The organism is Telluribacter roseus, from assembly GCF_017355915.2.
Lineage (GTDB): Bacteria > Bacteroidota > Bacteroidia > Cytophagales > Spirosomataceae > Telluribacter.
Genome location: NZ_JAFEUV020000003.1, coordinates 669,771 through 685,341, shown reverse-complemented (window position 1 = coordinate 685,341; position 15,571 = coordinate 669,771). Strand labels below are relative to the sequence as shown.

Here is a 15,571-nt window from a genome sequence, read left to right as displayed (position 1 = left end):
TTTGGTAGAATACAACACAAAAAGGGGCGGCCTCAGTGAGGCCGCCCCTTTTCTATTTACTATCAGTGACTTATCTCGACTATATATTCTTCTTGTTCAACTCCTTCACCGCAAAGTCAGCGGCGCGGGCCGTCAGAGCCATGTAGGTAAGCGACGGATTCACGCAGGAGGCAGAGGTCATACAGGCACCATCGGTAACGAATACGTTCTTGGCTCCCCACACCTGGTTGTTGCCGTTAAGTACAGACGTTTTCTGATCGCGTCCCATACGGGCGGTACCCATCTCATGAATCGCCATACCCAGGTACGAGCCCCGGTCGTAAGCCTTCACATTTTTCAGACCTGATTTTTCCAGCATCTCGGCGGCATCATTCTTCATATCCTCGCGCATCTTTATTTCGTTTTCACGAAGGTCCGCGTCGAACACTACCAGCGGCATACCCCACTTGTCCTTCTCGGTCTTGTCGAGGTACATCTTGTTTTCGTAGTAAGGCAGCGTTTCACCAAAGCCACCAATTCCCATCTGCCAGTGGCCCGGAGTGGTCATTTCTTCTTTGAAGTCGGCTCCAAAGCTCAGCTCAGCAATACCTCTCTGCCAGCTTTCGCGGCTGGCGCGTCCCTGGTACCCAAAGCCACGCAGGTAGTCACGCTTATCGTTGCCGATGTTGCGGTAGCGCGGTATATAGATACCATTGGCCCGGCGTCCGTAGTAGTACTTGTCTAGATCCCCTTCCCACTCGCCACTCGCTCCAATGCGGAAGTGGTGGTCCATGAGGTTGTGTCCCAGCTGACCCGAGTCATTACCCATGCCATCCGGAAAACGCTCCGAAGTGGAGTTAAGCAGCAGAGCAGTGGATCCCAGTGCACTGGCACATACAAATACGATCTTGGCATTGTAGATCCGCTCTTCCAGCGTCACCGCATCAACTACACGTACCCCCGTGGCCTTATGGGTATCTTTGTTGTACAGGATGTTGGTTACCATAGAGTCGGGGCGGAGCGTGAGGCGGCCCGTCTTGGCGGCCGGTGGCAGCGTACACGATTGTGTGCTGAAGTAAGCTCCGTAGGGACACCCGAGGGCGCACTGGTTGCGGTATTGACAGGCCGAGCGTCCAATCCCTAGCTGTGCCTTACCGGCCGCCGACAGATTGGCCACCCGTCCGATGGTCATTACACGACCGGGAAACTGCTTCTCAATGCGCTTACGCACTTCCTTCTCCACGCAGAACATCTCCATCGGGGGCAGGAACTCACTATCGGGTAACTGAGGTAGCCCCAGTTTCTCACCTGATATACCTACGTGTTTTTCTACGTATGAGTACCAGGGAGCAATATCCTTATAGCGGATAGGCCAGTCTACCGCGATACCTTCCTTGGCGTTGGCTTCAAAATCAATATCACTCAACCGGTACGACTGCCGTCCCCACATGATGGACTTACCACCCACGATATTGGGCCGAAACCAGTCAAATCGCTTTGTTTCTTTGTAGAGAGAGTCGGCATCTTTCATCCAGTACTTCTCGGTCATTTCATTATAGGGGTAGTCACGCGAAAGCTTCGGATGCGTTTCTTTCTGCTCTTCAGTCAGTCTACCGTTGTACTGCAGCTGCCAGGGAGCCTTCAGCGCGTTCTCGTAGCCGGTTACGTGCTCGAGCTGCTTACCCCGCTCGAGCATCAGTACCCTCAGCCCTTTTTCGGTCAGTTCTTTGGCAGCCCAGCCGCCCGACACACCCGACCCCACGACGATGGCATCGTAGGTCATGTCTTTTACTGCATCTATATTTAGATTAGCCATTCGTTATGTACTTGCGTAAGAATAGTGATAGAAACAAACTTAGATAGCCCAGGCCTTCTGTCCCGGCTTGAGGGGTATGCAGGGCTCAAACCGGCCCGGTATAGGCAGGTACTCCAGCGCCTGAGTCGCTCCGATTTCAGACGTAAAATACCCCGTTACGGTAAGCTCCTTCATGCGGCGGAAGAAAGGGGTGTCGCTGGTCATAGTATGCTTTACCATCTCATTCTTTTGAGATAGCGGCAGCTGCTCAAAGCTCTTTCCGAACTTGTTCTTGCTCTCGGTGTTCAGACGTGTCAGACCGTTGTAGAATGTTTCCTGATCTTTTAGCGGAAAGCAGTCACGCATCACCCGCACGATAAACTTCTCCGCACCGGCTGCTTTGGCACCGGGGGTACTGGTAGTAGGAATGATCACATCAGCTACCTCAGCCAGCAGGGCTTCCTGCTCAGCTGTAACATTCACGCTGGGACCATCGTACAGTTTCTCTCCCATTACACCCGCCATGACCGGAGCCGACAGGGCACCTCCCATGAGCAGAGCAATTCTCTGAACAGCTTCTCTTCTATTCATTGCTAGTTAATAAAGATTTAAAAGTTTGAAAAGATTGGATTGCATTGGCACCGGATGAGAAGCACTTCCGGTATACCTGATCCTGGCGTTGGAATAAGAGCTGGTGTCACGGGAGGAGGGTCTTCTTTTTGGGTGATGAACAATTACAAAATAAAAGACGATTTTTACAAGAACTTACCCCTCCCAATTACCTTAAGGATAAAAAAGTATCTTTCAGGGCTTTGAAAGGGTCTGCTGCTCCCGCTTTTTGTCCTTTTGGGCATTTGCGAACATAATTTCTGAACACACTGTTGGATAAGTACATTAGTCGTACTACTCCCATGAAAAGCATAGCCACCCGCATTTGCATTGTTGCACTCGCTGTAGCCTTTACAGCCTGTAATACCTCAAAGAATACCAACAAAGGCAATGGTGACACCAGCGCGGTACGCCAGGTACAACTACTAGCCCCCGAAGGCCGAGCCATCGCAGCCTTTGCATCGGGTTGCTTCTGGTGTACCGAAGAGATTTTCGAAGCAGTCGTAGGGGTTGATTCGGTCGTATCGGGCTACGCCGGAGGTACTGTACCTAACCCTACTTATGACCTCGTCAATACCGAGACCACCGGCCACGCCGAAACGGTACTGGTGTACTACAATCCCGAGCAGGTGAACTACGAAGAGCTGGCCAGAATATTCTACCTCTCCCATGACCCCACCACGCCTAACCAGCAGGGACCTGACCGGGGCTCATCGTACCGCTCCATCCTGTTTTACCGCTCACCCGAAGAAAAACAGATAGCCGAGCGTGTAACGGCTACCATGAATCAGGAGCGCTTCAACGGGCGAATCGTCACGGAGATCAAAAACCTGGATGCCTTCTACCGGGCCGAAGGGTACCACCAGGATTACATCGAGCATAACCCCGACAACCCTTACGTACAGCAGGTGTCCCTCCCCCGTTTTAACAAGTTCAAGGAGAATTATACCGGGAAATTAAAAGGCAACCATTAATTATCCAGTCAGTATTATACAAAAGCCAGCGAGGGGACTCGCTGGCTTTTCTTATTAAGCATAAAGTAAATAACAGCCAGTTTAGTATTTTTCCATTATAAACACTGTACCTAACACACTACTATCTTGAGCCACCTTACACACACCTTTTTACTGGTTGTTTTATTGGGTAGTCTAGTCATGGCACAACCGGCCGTTGTGCAAGTACAGGAGTATGCCAGCGGCCTGACCCGACCAACCGATATCGCCTCCGTCCATGACGGCAGACTGTATGTGGCAGAGGTAGGAGGAAAAATAAGAATCATTTCTCCCGGTGGCCTCCTGCTCCCCCTGCCCCTGCTGGACATTAGTCACAAGTTAAGCGATACGGAATGGAATGGTATATTTGGATTAGCTTTTCATCCTAACTATGCATCCAATGGCTACTTCTTTGTCAAATACATTGGGAAGGATGGCAGCCTGGTAGTTTCCCGCTTCCAAAGGGATGCCACTAACCCGGACTTTTCAAATCCGGCCAGTGAGCAAATTATAATTACTGTACCCTACCAGGGTGGGCATCGGGCTGGAGATATTGCGTTCGGAGCTGATGGGTATTTGTATATTCCAACGGGCGACGGTGAGCCCGGTGGACGGGGCGAGGTAGGTGACCCCACAGGGGTTGCCCAAAACCTTCAATCCTTAAAAGGCAAGATACTTCGAGTCAATGTGGACCAAGGTACTCCTTATTCCATACCGCCTACCAATCCCTATATTAGTAATGGAGATAATATTCCGGATGAAATATGGGCATTGGGTCTGCGGAACCCCTGGCGGATTAGCTTTGACAAACAGACAGGTGATCTATGGCTCGGAGAAAACGGCCAGGATGGCTGGGAAGAGATTGATTTTACACCGGCCGGAACTGCGGGGGGAGTTAACTATGGCTGGAGTTGTTACGAGGGTACCCATCCCTATAACAATTGTCCAGCGAGTAGTAGCTTCACGAACCCGATCTATGAGTACCCGGGTTTTAACAACAACGGAAATAAATCAGCATCGGTAATAGGTGGTTACGTGTACCGGGGACAAAGGTACCCAACACTTTACGGCAGGTACCTGTTTACTGACAATGCTTCCGGGAGAATAGGGAGTATCTACCGAAATCTGGATCAGACCACTACTGTAACTGACCACGGGGTACAGTTAACAAATCCAGTTGCCTTTGGGGAAGATCAGGCAGGTGAGTTGTACGTAGCCACTTTTTTTGAAGGAAAAATATACCGGATAAAAACCAATGAAATCGAAAGTATACAGTCAGGGAACTGGAGTACTCCCTCTACCTGGTCCTGCCACTGCCTTCCTTCGGGTACTGAAAAAGCTATTATTAGTCCCGGCCATACCGTTACTATTCAGGACCAAAGTCCACAGGTCAGAGGACTACATATAGTCGGTCAGATAGAATTTCACAACGTGGGTGTACTCCACCTGACCGACTGAAAGCTTTGTTTTTTCTTAATATCCAAGAAAGGTCTTGCTGGTGATTTCCTGCTTGATGGTGATATAACCAGGATAATCTACTTGCTTATCTCCCACTGCCAGGGTAGGCTTAACCTGTATGGTCAGAATGGCCGGCTTGGCATCCGCTCTACCCGACAGGGCCTGTACCATCGCCAGGAATTCATCTCTCGTCTGCTGATTAGAGATCAACTGGTAAGCATTGGTACTTAGGCTGATGGGTATAGTAGTCCTGCCGGAGTCAGGTGATACCTCAATACGACGATCCAGCAATCCCTTAAATAATTCCGTGTCGGCCAGTAGTATCTTATACTCAAGCTGGTTAACAGCGGCTACCCGGTTAGTAGGGTTCATGATGCTGAGGTTAAGCCGGAGGTTCAGCGGTACATCACGACGTAGTAGCGCCACACCCAAACGAGGGAAACGAGCCAGATCCAATTCACTGGGATTGGTAATAGTCCGGAATTCGCGTACATCAATTCCTGCCAGGTAGATACTATCGGCGGAGGTGATCTGGAATTTGCAATCAGCCAAAGCCTTTGCTTCTTTGATCTGTCTTCCTACACTACATTGAGTGAATACCACCGCGACCATAAGAGCGAGTATTCCAAAAAGTACTTTTTTCATATAAGCTAATCTATTTGTTTCAGTGACGCCTTCGGTTGGTTAGATGCGTCAGCCATTCAAAGGTTTAAAACTTGTCCGGTTGCCGTTCGGCTCCAGTTACCGGCCTGGTCTACGTACAACAACCAGATTTCGTACGTATCAGTTAACAACTTGGTCCCCCAGAAGGAATACTTGTACTCTGTACCGTAATAATTGCCCGTTCTGACAAAATCCATAAAAGGATTGGGCCTGGGTACAGCTGGTAACAGAAACAGGTGCTTGTCAGAACGTAAAGCCACGTACTTGAGTTCTCCGGTGGGCTCCTCCGGCAGTTCATAGGCGAGGGTTACCCGGTTTTTCACCATTCCCGCCCAGCCTGGCTTTTGTTCCGACTTTATATCCATAATCCCTTTCTGCTCCGGATCTTCCTGTACCGGCACAGACGCTAAGCTGGCTGTTAGAGGCGTCAGGGGGTGCACCGGGAACCGGTAGAGCCCGCTCCGGTCAAGATTACGCGTCAGGTCCGTCATCATGGTGGGGTGGTTCCAAAAAAACTTCTGCCCGTAGTCCTGCCCGGTAGTTAGCAGCATCTGGTGCGTAGGCCAGTAGTAGGTGTCGGCAATAAGATCTTCGCGATAGATGCGTACCTGATGCAACGAAATATAGTAGCTCGCCAGATTCACCCCCACCGCCAGTACAAGCGAAGCCCCAACCCATGCCCGCATTATGGTGGCAGGATAACTTTTAATCAGGAGCACCACTGCCAGGTAGCAGCAAACCAGAAATACAGTACCAAAAATCATGTACCGGCGGGCAAATACCTCACCTCCCCAGATGATATTGACACTAACCGGCCGGCTAAGTACCAGCATGGCTCCCGTAGCCAGCAGAAATAGCATACTGCCCAGCAAGAACCAGTAGGTCCAGCGTACCGAAGCCGACTTCTGCTGAAGAATCCGCAGAAAGAACAAGACGAATATAGTGATCAATACAGCCCCTGCCACCACCGATACAATTACATCCAGGTAGTAGCTCGAGGGATGTGGATGCGGCCTGTCCATATAAAAAGTACCGCCCATGAAACTCAGCCCATAGATAAGATTATAGAACAGGTGGCTGAACAGGGCCGCATTATCACCTTTGATGTACTCGTAGTCGAACAGGAAGTAAAAAAGCCCCACCGCCACGGCGGCAGCTATCCATATTCCCATGTGTTTATACCGTTTCTGCAGGAACAGGATCAGGAGTCCAATTGGCCATACCGCCAACCCGCTCCCGCTCACAAAGGTGATGGTCACGGTACAGGCCAGTGCCCCGTAGTACCCCCGGGTGGTATTAAGACTTAGGGCGTAGGCCGCCAGCATGGCAAAAAAGATGAGGGAGGTGTTCTGAATGGCCGCAATACCCCAAATGGCATTCTCGTGGTAGATCAGGTTGAACAACAGAAAAGGCACCGGTACAAAGGCTGCCAGCGATAGGCCCTCTGCCCGCCAAAGCCTATACAGCAGGAACAGGATACCCAGCAGAAACAAATCACCGACTATGATCTGCATTTTTATGTTTTCGGAGCCCGCCAGTTGGTAAATACCCAGCATAACCGCCCGCTCAAAGGCGAAGCGGTGCTGATTGACCTGCTCAAACCAGGCCTTAACCCTGTCTAAGGGCTCGGGAGCATACAGTAGCTTGTAAAACGACTGGAGCAGTTCGTAGTCATCGGTAAAGGGGATGTCTACGGCATGGCTGTAAATGATATAAAAGAAGTATATTATGGGTAAGACTACCAACCCGTACCCTGTAATCTTGGAGAGGGAGGTACTGGGATATCGGCTAATAGCAATACCAAATAGGAGAAGTAGGAGAAGCGTAATAAGAAAGTATGCGTAAAGATAGGTATCGGGTGATAACATTTTTAAGGTCTGTTTATGCCTTATCTAAGTTGAATTAGCTTTTCTTTGTTTGTGTGGAAATCAAAAATTTACTAAAAACTAAACCAATGTGGGAAGTTGCAAACTGATTTTCAGCATAAATACAGACTTTCTGGCATAATTGTTTTCCTACCCATACAAGTCACCACTTTAACATCGACAGCTATGCCCTGGACCAAAGAAAACTATCCGGCTTCCATGAAAAACCTGATGGCTCCTGTACGCAATAAAGCCATCGAGATTGCCAATGCCTTACTTGATGAGGGATACGAAGAAGGCAGAGCCATTGCCATTGCTACGGCCAAGGCCGAGGAATGGGGCGAAAACCGGGGAAAAAAGATCAAGAAGACAAGAGCGACTACCTAAGTATCGCCTCTGTTGTACAGTATAAATCTGATAGATTCCTGAGAAGCGTCGTGCCTGCGTACGATGCTTTTTTTGTTGGTGAAAAGATGTGGAGCTTCCGTTGCAAGGCGCCCCGTTAGCAGCTACCTTTGCGGCCCTGACTACGAAGTTCAACATTTCAAATCGATATATCATGGCAAGCTGGTACCTAGGAAAAATCCGATACCAAAAGGAAGAAGAGAGCGGAAAATTAAAGACCATCAATGAGACTTATCTGGTTGATGCCCTTTCATATACCGAAGCCGAAGCCCGGCTCTACAAGCAGATTGTAACGGGTGCTTCGGACTTTACAGTTAACAGTATCACCCGTATGCGTCTGGCCGACCTGTTTACCTTCGAAGAGGGTGAAAAGTGGTTTAAGGCTAAGGTTGTGTACTACTCCATCGACGAGAAAAGCGGGAAAGAAAAGAAGGTAACCAACTACATGCTGCTCAACGCCGAAGATATCACCCAGGCCCTGGAGCGTATCACCGATAGCCTGCGTACCATGCTGGTCCCCTACGAAACGACGGATCTGAACCTGACCACTATTCTGGATGTATTTCCGTACAGCAGCGATACAGATGAAGAACAGATTCCGGCTAACCTGCGTCCTCTGTCGGAGGTAATGGCGGAGCGGGCTGCTACTGAGCAGTAAGCGATAACTCATGCAACAAAAGGCCTCTGGACTAAGTCCAGAGGCCTTTTGTGTTATAGATGTACCCTAAGTAGCTAGTTCCTGATGATCCGATAGCTGATCGGTGCACAGAGTGTCCGGCATGTGGGGCCGGGGTCCTTGATAGATACCACCGCACTGCCACTGGAGGTACCTACCGAGCAGGCATCTTCAACCTTTGTAATCGTATACGAAGTGGAAGCCGTAGGGTATACCTCGATCATCTGCATGGTGTTGCTGCTGGTGTAGGTATTGCCGTTGGAGAGGGTCACCTTCCAGGGGGCAGTACCCGTATATGCGATGGTAAGCATAGCCGCCTCGTCTTTATCCACGCTCTGGGTACCAGTTAGTGTAGCCGTTGGAACTGTAAAAGCGCAGCCTGTGGCGTTACTAGCGGTTCCCAGCGTAGCCGGTACTTCGTTGCTGGGGCCGCCATCCAACTGGTACACCTCCAGGCTTGGAAAGTCGGTAGTATTCCAGTTAAGGCTGTAGCAACCGGTCGAAGCCTGGGGTATATCAAACGTAATTTGCGACACGGTCCGCCAGGTGGTGTTAACATTGATCGTATCGGTATGTACACCGCCCTGGTAGTTGATGTTGATCGTTACAATGCCATCCTGATTCACGAAAGTCTGGGCGCCGTAGTTACCAGTCGCATAACTCACCTGCGAACTCAGTACCGGATTGTTGAGCACGGCAGTTGGGTACGAAAAGCGCAGGTTAGACGAAGCCAGGGTAAAGGTATGATCCGCATCGGAGGCCCGGACTTCAAGCGCAAACACCACCTTACGTGTAGCACAGTCGGAAGACTGTTGCCGCAGCCTCAGATCAAACCGGCCGCTCTGAGCCATAGTCGTGGCGCTGTAGGCAAGGCACAGGATGAGGAGTAACAGGTAGCGGAGGGGTGACGTGGAGTATAAGTGGTACTTCATAAGTAGCGTTTACGTGTCTATCAGTCAGGCTGCGAGGATAGTACTACTGCCTGCCGATCATTGAGAATTTGCCGTTATTCTGGCTCCAAAGTACCTTATCTGCTACCGACACCTGAGCGTCCAGAGTGTAGTCGGCCTGCTGATACCGGTCAAAAATGCCATTCGACAGCTTCCAGAGGCTAAAATCGTTTACGTTCAGATCAAAGTTCTGATTAGGTAAACCTTTGTTTCCATCGCCCGAAAACATAGCAAATAAGGTGCCAATCTTTTTCTGTCCGGCCGAGCGGGGCGTGGTCGCGGTGTAGGCATCCTGCTGGCTGAAATCATAGAAAATGGTACCATTCTGTACCGGCACGGCCTGGTGCGACAGTACGCCCAGGTGGTTGCGATGCTCCACTACCAGGTAGTACGCCTCCCCTTTGTACAGCTCGGGTAATGTACCCGGGAAACTCAGGTGCCCATCCGAATGCAACAGAGCGGCCATACGGTGTACTAAGTCTTTTGCCGAAGGGGATGTACGCAGGCTTACCAATACCCAATCCACCACATCAGCCGGATAGCTGTCTACTGATTCGGTGCCTGCGTAGTTCCAGGGGCTCCCGCTATACGGCTGTCCGGCCAGTGTAGGTGGCGCCGCAGGATTGACGGGTACTTGTCCCGGCAGTAGCCCACGCTGATTCAGGCTGGTCACCATCTGATTTGTATTGCGTCGCAGCGGTCCCTCCAGAAGTACCCTGATTTGTAGATCCACTACCTGACTCTTACTAACTATAACCGTAGCCTCACCACTCCCCTCGCCCACTCCACAGGCCATATTCTGCACCTGTACCAGACGATACGTAGTGGTAGCAGCAGGTGTAACCGGTACAGTCACCACCAAATCCACCAGATTATCATACACAGAACCATCCGAAAGGGTAAAGCCCCAGGGCGACGCACCGGCCGTACGCCTTACGGTTAGCTTAGTACTTTCACCCAGGCGTATGTCTGCATCAGTGCCGATGGTAGCCTTTACCCTGGGCTGAACCGTGATGCGTATACTATCGGCGGCGCCGCCTGTACGGCCTTCAACGGTACAGGTAGCGGTATAGGAGGAGGGTGTTACAGGCAGTACCTCTACCGATGCTCCCGTAGCCCCGTGCGACCAGGTAACAGTACCTTCGCAGCCCGTAGCACTTAACACCACCTTCTCTCCCTCACAAATGGTAGTTTTATCGGCTGAAATCAACGGCGCTGGCGGTAACTGCCTGAGCTGTAGTAGCTGCGTACTTACGGTACCCATAGTGGCTGGTTGACTGGCCACCACGCGTACCCGGTTGTTTGTTCCACCTACCAGCTCGTCCGGAATCTTTACAGTGAGTGGACTACCCGCTCCGGTAGTCGGGATGGCAAAGAACTCCTCCTCACTAGCTCCTCCCAGCTGGACCGTAAATCTATTTCCTTCTCCAAATTCTCCCGTAGTCTCAAAAGCTACTTCCAGGCTCTCCCCCGGGTATACCACGTTAGTACTCAACGAGGTGGTAGCGATAGTCGGCAGCTGAGTCGTAATGATCTGAAGGGTATAGTCCTCTACTTCTCCGAATGCGAGCTGGCCGCAAGGGTCACTAACCGGCCCGTAGGTATGGTACTGCGACCGTACCCGCATGCGGGTAGTACCCGGCAGGGCTGTGGATGGTACTGTAAACGACGCCGATGCGGTAGGCAGCATCATGGTACTTTCATCGGACTGAAACACCATCTCAGCCCCATCAAACGTACCATTTTGGTTATAATCAATCCAGATGGTCAGGTGCTGCTTGTAGTAGCTTCCTGCTCCACCTGCTACCGCTCTGGCCGTAAAGGTGTACCTTTCTCCCACCTTCACCGGACTCGCGACGCTGGTATAGTCGCTGTAACCGCCCTGGCCACAGTCTGAGTTTAGCGTACTGATCAGCGTCTGGCTGGCATTCCTTAGCAAAAAATCGGCAATGAACACAGGAGAGCAGGCGGTGGTATACGAGGGACGGCAGTAGTGTTTTTGTACCTGCACCGACGCAGTAGCGCTATACGCGAGACCGTTCGAAGCCCTGATCCGGTAGTAGTAGGTATGATGGGAATCAACTTGGGTGTCGAGGTAGGTGGTAACATCCGGCGCCAGCCCGGTTAGGGCCACAAAAGGTCCATCGGGTGAGGTAGCGCGCTCGATCAGGTACCCGCTCTCGTTAGAGTTGTTATCGGTGAAGCCCAGCCGGACTCCCTGCTCGGTATAGGTAGCGATCAGGTTACTTACTACCTCGCCCGGCGCCGGTGCATAATCCAGCGTATACTGGTTGTGCGGGCTTAGTCTGAGTACTACCCCATCACTTATACGGGCGTACTGGCCGGGAGTAAACCTATTCCCACACGAGTAGTAGTACGACATGATGTTAGAAAGAAGAGGCGTAAACTGCTCTCCCCGTGCATCCGTAGCCGTACCCGTGTAGGTACAGCCGGTGGTACTGGTACCAGGTAGCCCGTACGGATCAGCGGGCGTATCACACACCAGATCACCCGCTAGGTTGCAGTTGGCTCCTTCGCCGCGTGTGACCAGCTCGCGGTTCTCTACGGCCGTACTGGCATTGCCATAAAAGGTATGTAGCAGATTAAAGTAGTGCCCCAGCTCGTGCGCTATGGTTTTATGATCAAGCGCCCTGTCCTTACGGACAAAGAGCCGGTTGCTCATGGCACTTGTGGAGGGATAATAGCCATAGCCGGTGATAAGGGAGCCCTCGCTGGTAATCGTGCCCGGCAGGTACAGGTTTATGGCATTGGGTACATCATGAGTTGCGCATAGCGCCGCTTCCTCCGTAATGTCCAGGTCATAGTAGATGTCGCTGTCGATGTAGTCAGGAGTGCTGCCTGCCATGTAGTACTGGATACCTCCCGGTAAATAATGCTGATTCAGATCAGACAGAACCAGATTGAGCTCCCCCAGACTGGCTCCTCCAGCCCCATCCCCTTGGCGCAGTACATGAAATCGGATCGGCACGTATAGAGTACCTCCACTGGTACGCGCTCCCTTTCGTGCCCCATTCAGGGCGGTCAGGCTGGATTTTTGGCGGGCTACTTCGGCTCCCGTTGGTTCGGGAGTACCACAACGTAGTTCTTGTGCGGTAGAGTAGTAAGATTGAAAGAACAGGACCATAAAGATTGCCATCCAGTTTTTACTCCACCCATGGCAGCCTTTTATTTTATTCATCCGAAAGAAGTAATAGTACTAATACAAAACGTACTATTTTTTGCGCAAAGAACATGCCATTTGTCCCTATACGTCTGCCTTATCTTCTACCAGCCTGTGGTACAGATAGTCAACAACACACCTGCCGGTTTGGCAAAGTTTTAAGTACTCTACCTAACTATTAGCCCCTACCAGTACCACAGTTTGGTCGGACGTCGTAACTTGCGCGACTTTTGGAATTTTACCGTATGAAGCTAACCATACCCTCCCAATCAGTACACCTGCAGGCAGGAAAACACGTATACTTTTCATCTGACTTCCACCTGGGAGCTCCCAATCCCGCCGTCAGTCGCGAGCGGGAAAAGAAGATAGTCAACTGGCTGGAGTCGATTCGGCGCAACGCGCAGATTATCTTCCTGGTGGGCGATATCTTTGACTTCTGGTTTGAATACAAGCATGCCGTACCCAAAGGCTTCGTCAGGCTCTTGGGCAAGCTGGCTGAGCTGTCGGACGAGGGAATCAGGCTGGTGATCTTTACGGGTAATCACGATATGTGGATGTCGGACTACCTGACGGAAGAGCTCCATGCGGAGGTGTACCGCGATCCGGTACGCTACGAGTTTACTACCTCCTCCGGTACTACACGCAGCATCTTGGTTGGACATGGTGACGGACTCGGACCGGGTGACCACGTGTACAAGCAGCTCAAAAAGGTATTTGAAAATCCATTAGCGCGCTGGTCGTTCCGGCAGATTCACCCTGACCTGGGCATACGACTGGCTACCGGCTGGTCGCGCCGAAGCCGGATCTCAAATAATAAGAAAGCAGAAGATGAGTTTTTGGGTGAAGAACGGGAGTGGCTGTTTCAGTACTGCGTAGCTATGGAAGGTATCCAGCACCACGACTACTACATTTTCGGGCATCGCCACCTACCTCTCAACCTGCGCGTCAATGCGCAGAGCCGTTATATCAATCTGGGTGAGTGGGTGACTCAGCAGCACTACGCTGTATTTGATGGTACCACGGTAGAGCTGCTGAGCTATCAGGCCTAGCCCTACTTTTCCCGCATGAAGTCCTGCCGCGTCATGTTCTCGCGGGGCGTCTGGTTGAGTTCCTTACGCCAGTCTTTCTGCTTCAGGTCACCGTTCTGCACCGACTTGATGAAGTTGGCCCAGGCGAATGGGTTCAGGAAGGGAAATGTGGTTGCGAAACCCTTATTGGCCGCCGACTCACGCCCAAACAACTGCTGGTCCATGGTGTACCTGAAGTTGGTCTGTGCGTTGTTGGGTACCTGGGCCGCCATGCGGTTGATGTAGTCAGGATCGGTATTGCGGGCCAGCGCATCACGTCCGGCCTGATCGGGAAGTTTCAGCTCCAGAAAAGCCTTCTTGAAGTCCTCTTCGGTAGCATACGGGTATACCCGTACCTCGGCCAGCATCTGTACATCCTCACGCATGGCTATAATAGCCGAATAGGTTTCGGCATTGTAGTTACGGGGTATTACATGGTACTGCGTCTTATAACCCACGTAGCTGAACACAATACTATCGCCCGGAAAAACAGGGATAGCAAAGTGTCCTAAGCTTTGCATTGAGCTACTTGCCAGCGTGCCTTTTCCGGCCTTGGGAATGAATATATACGTACCCGGCAGGCGCTCAGTAGTACTACCTGCTACTACAACGCCAGTAAATATAATTGCCTTTTGTTGACCTTGTGCAGCGGCCTCTTTGCCTCCGAGGCACCCCAGCAACACTATCAATAACAGGATTATTCTATATCTCATGACTACATTTCTTTATCTGTGGGTCTGAAGATTGCTCCATCGACTAAGAAAGAGCCTGCTGTTTATTCTAAATTACGAATTCCTCTCAAAGATAAACGCCCTACCTTCCCACTAATTGTAATTAAGAAAATTTAAGAAAAAAAAGAGTGCCATCTCAGGAAAACAGCTTGATGAAGGTCACAATAAACGGAGTGGACAGCAATAACCCATCAAAGCGGTCCAGAAATCCCCCGTGACCGGGTATACTACTCCCCGAATCCTTGATGGCGATACTACGCTTAAAAAGTGACTCTACAAGGTCACCGTATGTACCTGTCACGGTAATGATAGCCCCGATACAGTACCACTTCCAGGGCTCGTAGGTACGGAAATAAAAGCCCAGACAAAAGGCTACAAAGGCCGCGAAAACAGCTCCTCCCACGGCACCTTCCCAGGACTTCTTGGGTGATACCCGCTCAAACAGCTTGCGACGGCCAAACTTGGTACCGGCAAAGTAGGCGCCTATGTCGCTCGCCCACAGCAGCAGCAGGCTTCCCAGTACAATTTCGGGATTATAGATACCCCCGCGCATAGCTACCACTATGATCAGCGAAAAAGGTAACGCCACATAGATCAGCCCCAGGAAGGTAAAACCAATGTTGGTAAAGGGCTTCAGATCGTTACGCTTGTAGAGCTTGATAAAGAAGATCATCGCCAGCAGCGGGCTTATGATGAAGTAGTTCTCATAAGCTACTAATCCTTTTTCGATGATGTAGGTAAGTATAATCAGTACTACTCCGCACATAGTACCATAGTGCGTAAGCGGCTGGTTGCCGTCCAGGCCCAGAAGCTTATAAAATTCAAGCTGTGTAAGCGCACTTAACGTACAGAACAACAGCATAAAAGTCAGATCACTGTACAGGATGGACATTACGATGATCGTGACGCCAACCAATGCGGCAATTACTCGTTGTTGTAAGTTATTCAGATTCTTTAAGTGCTGACTCATTATCAAGAAGGTTTCGGGCATTACTGGCATCATCGGTTGGTACATACACTTCACAAAGTCCGAATATCGGATAACTACTACTTTGCTTGTTGAGTACTACGGCGTTTATGCCATGCTGCTCCAGCACCGACCGGGCTATCTCAGCCCGTACGAGTTGGTTGGTCGAAAATATCTTTTCCCAGTTATCTTGCATAGGATTATTGGTTCGATCGGAGGCTGCTGCCCTGCCC

14 protein-coding genes are annotated in these 15,571 nt (G+C 50.8%); 5 read left to right on the top strand and 9 right to left on the bottom strand.

The genetic code is table 11. The annotated features are described in order from the left end of the window. Positions 1–79: 79 nt before the first annotated feature. Both JTN23_RS08995 and JTN23_RS08990 read right to left on the bottom strand, forming a co-directional pair. Entirely contained in the window at positions 80–1,795 is a 1,716-nt protein-coding gene (locus JTN23_RS08995) for a GMC oxidoreductase (protein WP_247234049.1), read from the bottom strand. A 39-nt stretch (positions 1,796–1,834) separates the two neighbouring features. Further along, positions 1,835–2,365 (bottom strand): gluconate 2-dehydrogenase subunit 3 family protein, encoded by a 531-nt coding sequence (locus JTN23_RS08990; RefSeq protein WP_247234047.1) that lies wholly within the window; start codon positions 2,363–2,365, stop codon positions 1,835–1,837. Between the two features lie 320 nt (positions 2,366–2,685). Between JTN23_RS08990 and msrA the strand changes: the two genes are divergently transcribed. Together msrA and JTN23_RS08980 are read left to right on the top strand one after the other, a co-directional pair. Next, a complete protein-coding gene (gene msrA, locus JTN23_RS08985) occupies positions 2,686–3,357 on the top strand; it encodes a peptide-methionine (S)-S-oxide reductase MsrA (protein ID WP_247234045.1) in 672 nt (223 codons plus the stop codon). Between the two features lie 180 nt (positions 3,358–3,537). Beyond that, entirely contained in the window at positions 3,538–4,833 is a 1,296-nt protein-coding gene (locus tag JTN23_RS08980; RefSeq protein WP_247234043.1) for a PQQ-dependent sugar dehydrogenase, read from the top strand. A gap of 15 nt (positions 4,834–4,848) precedes the next feature. On the opposite strand, the gene JTN23_RS08975 is transcribed toward JTN23_RS08980, so the two are convergent. Both JTN23_RS08975 and JTN23_RS08970 read right to left on the bottom strand, forming a co-directional pair. Continuing rightward, the gene (locus JTN23_RS08975; protein ID WP_247234041.1) at positions 4,849–5,478 is read right to left on the bottom strand and encodes a hypothetical protein; all 630 of its coding nucleotides are present in this window, start codon (positions 5,476–5,478) and stop codon (positions 4,849–4,851) included. Between the two features lie 56 nt (positions 5,479–5,534). Beyond that, entirely contained in the window at positions 5,535–7,241 is a 1,707-nt protein-coding gene (locus JTN23_RS08970) for a hypothetical protein (protein ID WP_247234039.1), read from the bottom strand. Positions 7,242–7,547: 306 nt separating this feature from the next. Between JTN23_RS08970 and JTN23_RS08965 the strand changes: the two genes are divergently transcribed. Both JTN23_RS08965 and JTN23_RS08960 read left to right on the top strand, forming a co-directional pair. After that, complete coding sequence (locus tag JTN23_RS08965) at positions 7,548–7,748, top strand: DUF2188 domain-containing protein (RefSeq protein ID WP_247234037.1); 201 nt, start codon at positions 7,548–7,550, stop codon at positions 7,746–7,748. A gap of 172 nt (positions 7,749–7,920) precedes the next feature. Further along, a complete protein-coding gene (locus JTN23_RS08960; RefSeq protein WP_247234035.1) occupies positions 7,921–8,424 on the top strand; it encodes a DUF4494 domain-containing protein in 504 nt (167 codons plus the stop codon). 74 nt (positions 8,425–8,498) lie between these two features. Here JTN23_RS08960 and JTN23_RS08955 read toward each other — a convergent pair whose 3' ends face one another. Further along, complete coding sequence (locus tag JTN23_RS08955; protein ID WP_247234033.1) at positions 8,499–9,374, bottom strand: hypothetical protein; 876 nt, start codon at positions 9,372–9,374, stop codon at positions 8,499–8,501. Between the two features lie 43 nt (positions 9,375–9,417). Next, complete coding sequence (locus JTN23_RS08950; protein WP_247234031.1) at positions 9,418–12,591, bottom strand: GEVED domain-containing protein; 3,174 nt, start codon at positions 12,589–12,591, stop codon at positions 9,418–9,420. A 227-nt stretch (positions 12,592–12,818) separates the two neighbouring features. On the opposite strand from JTN23_RS08950, the gene JTN23_RS08945 reads away from it, so the two are divergent. Continuing rightward, positions 12,819–13,622, top strand: coding sequence for a UDP-2,3-diacylglucosamine diphosphatase (locus JTN23_RS08945; protein WP_247234029.1), 804 nt, complete (start codon positions 12,819–12,821; stop codon positions 13,620–13,622). A 2-nt stretch (positions 13,623–13,624) separates the two neighbouring features. Here the strand turns inward: JTN23_RS08945 and JTN23_RS08940 are convergent, their stop codons facing one another. The 3 genes from JTN23_RS08940 to JTN23_RS08930 all read right to left on the bottom strand — a co-directional run bounded on the left by JTN23_RS08940 (position 13,625) and on the right by JTN23_RS08930 (position 15,534). Next, entirely contained in the window at positions 13,625–14,353 is a 729-nt protein-coding gene (locus JTN23_RS08940) for a peptidase associated/transthyretin-like domain-containing protein (protein ID WP_247234027.1), read from the bottom strand. 154 nt (positions 14,354–14,507) lie between these two features. Then, positions 14,508–15,341 (bottom strand): phosphatidate cytidylyltransferase, encoded by an 834-nt coding sequence (locus tag JTN23_RS08935; RefSeq protein WP_247234025.1) that lies wholly within the window; start codon positions 15,339–15,341, stop codon positions 14,508–14,510. Further along, a complete protein-coding gene (locus JTN23_RS08930) occupies positions 15,313–15,534 on the bottom strand; it encodes a putative signal transducing protein (RefSeq protein WP_247234024.1) in 222 nt (73 codons plus the stop codon). The genes JTN23_RS08935 and JTN23_RS08930 overlap by 29 nt, the downstream gene beginning before the upstream one ends. Positions 15,535–15,571: the final 37 nt, after the last annotated feature.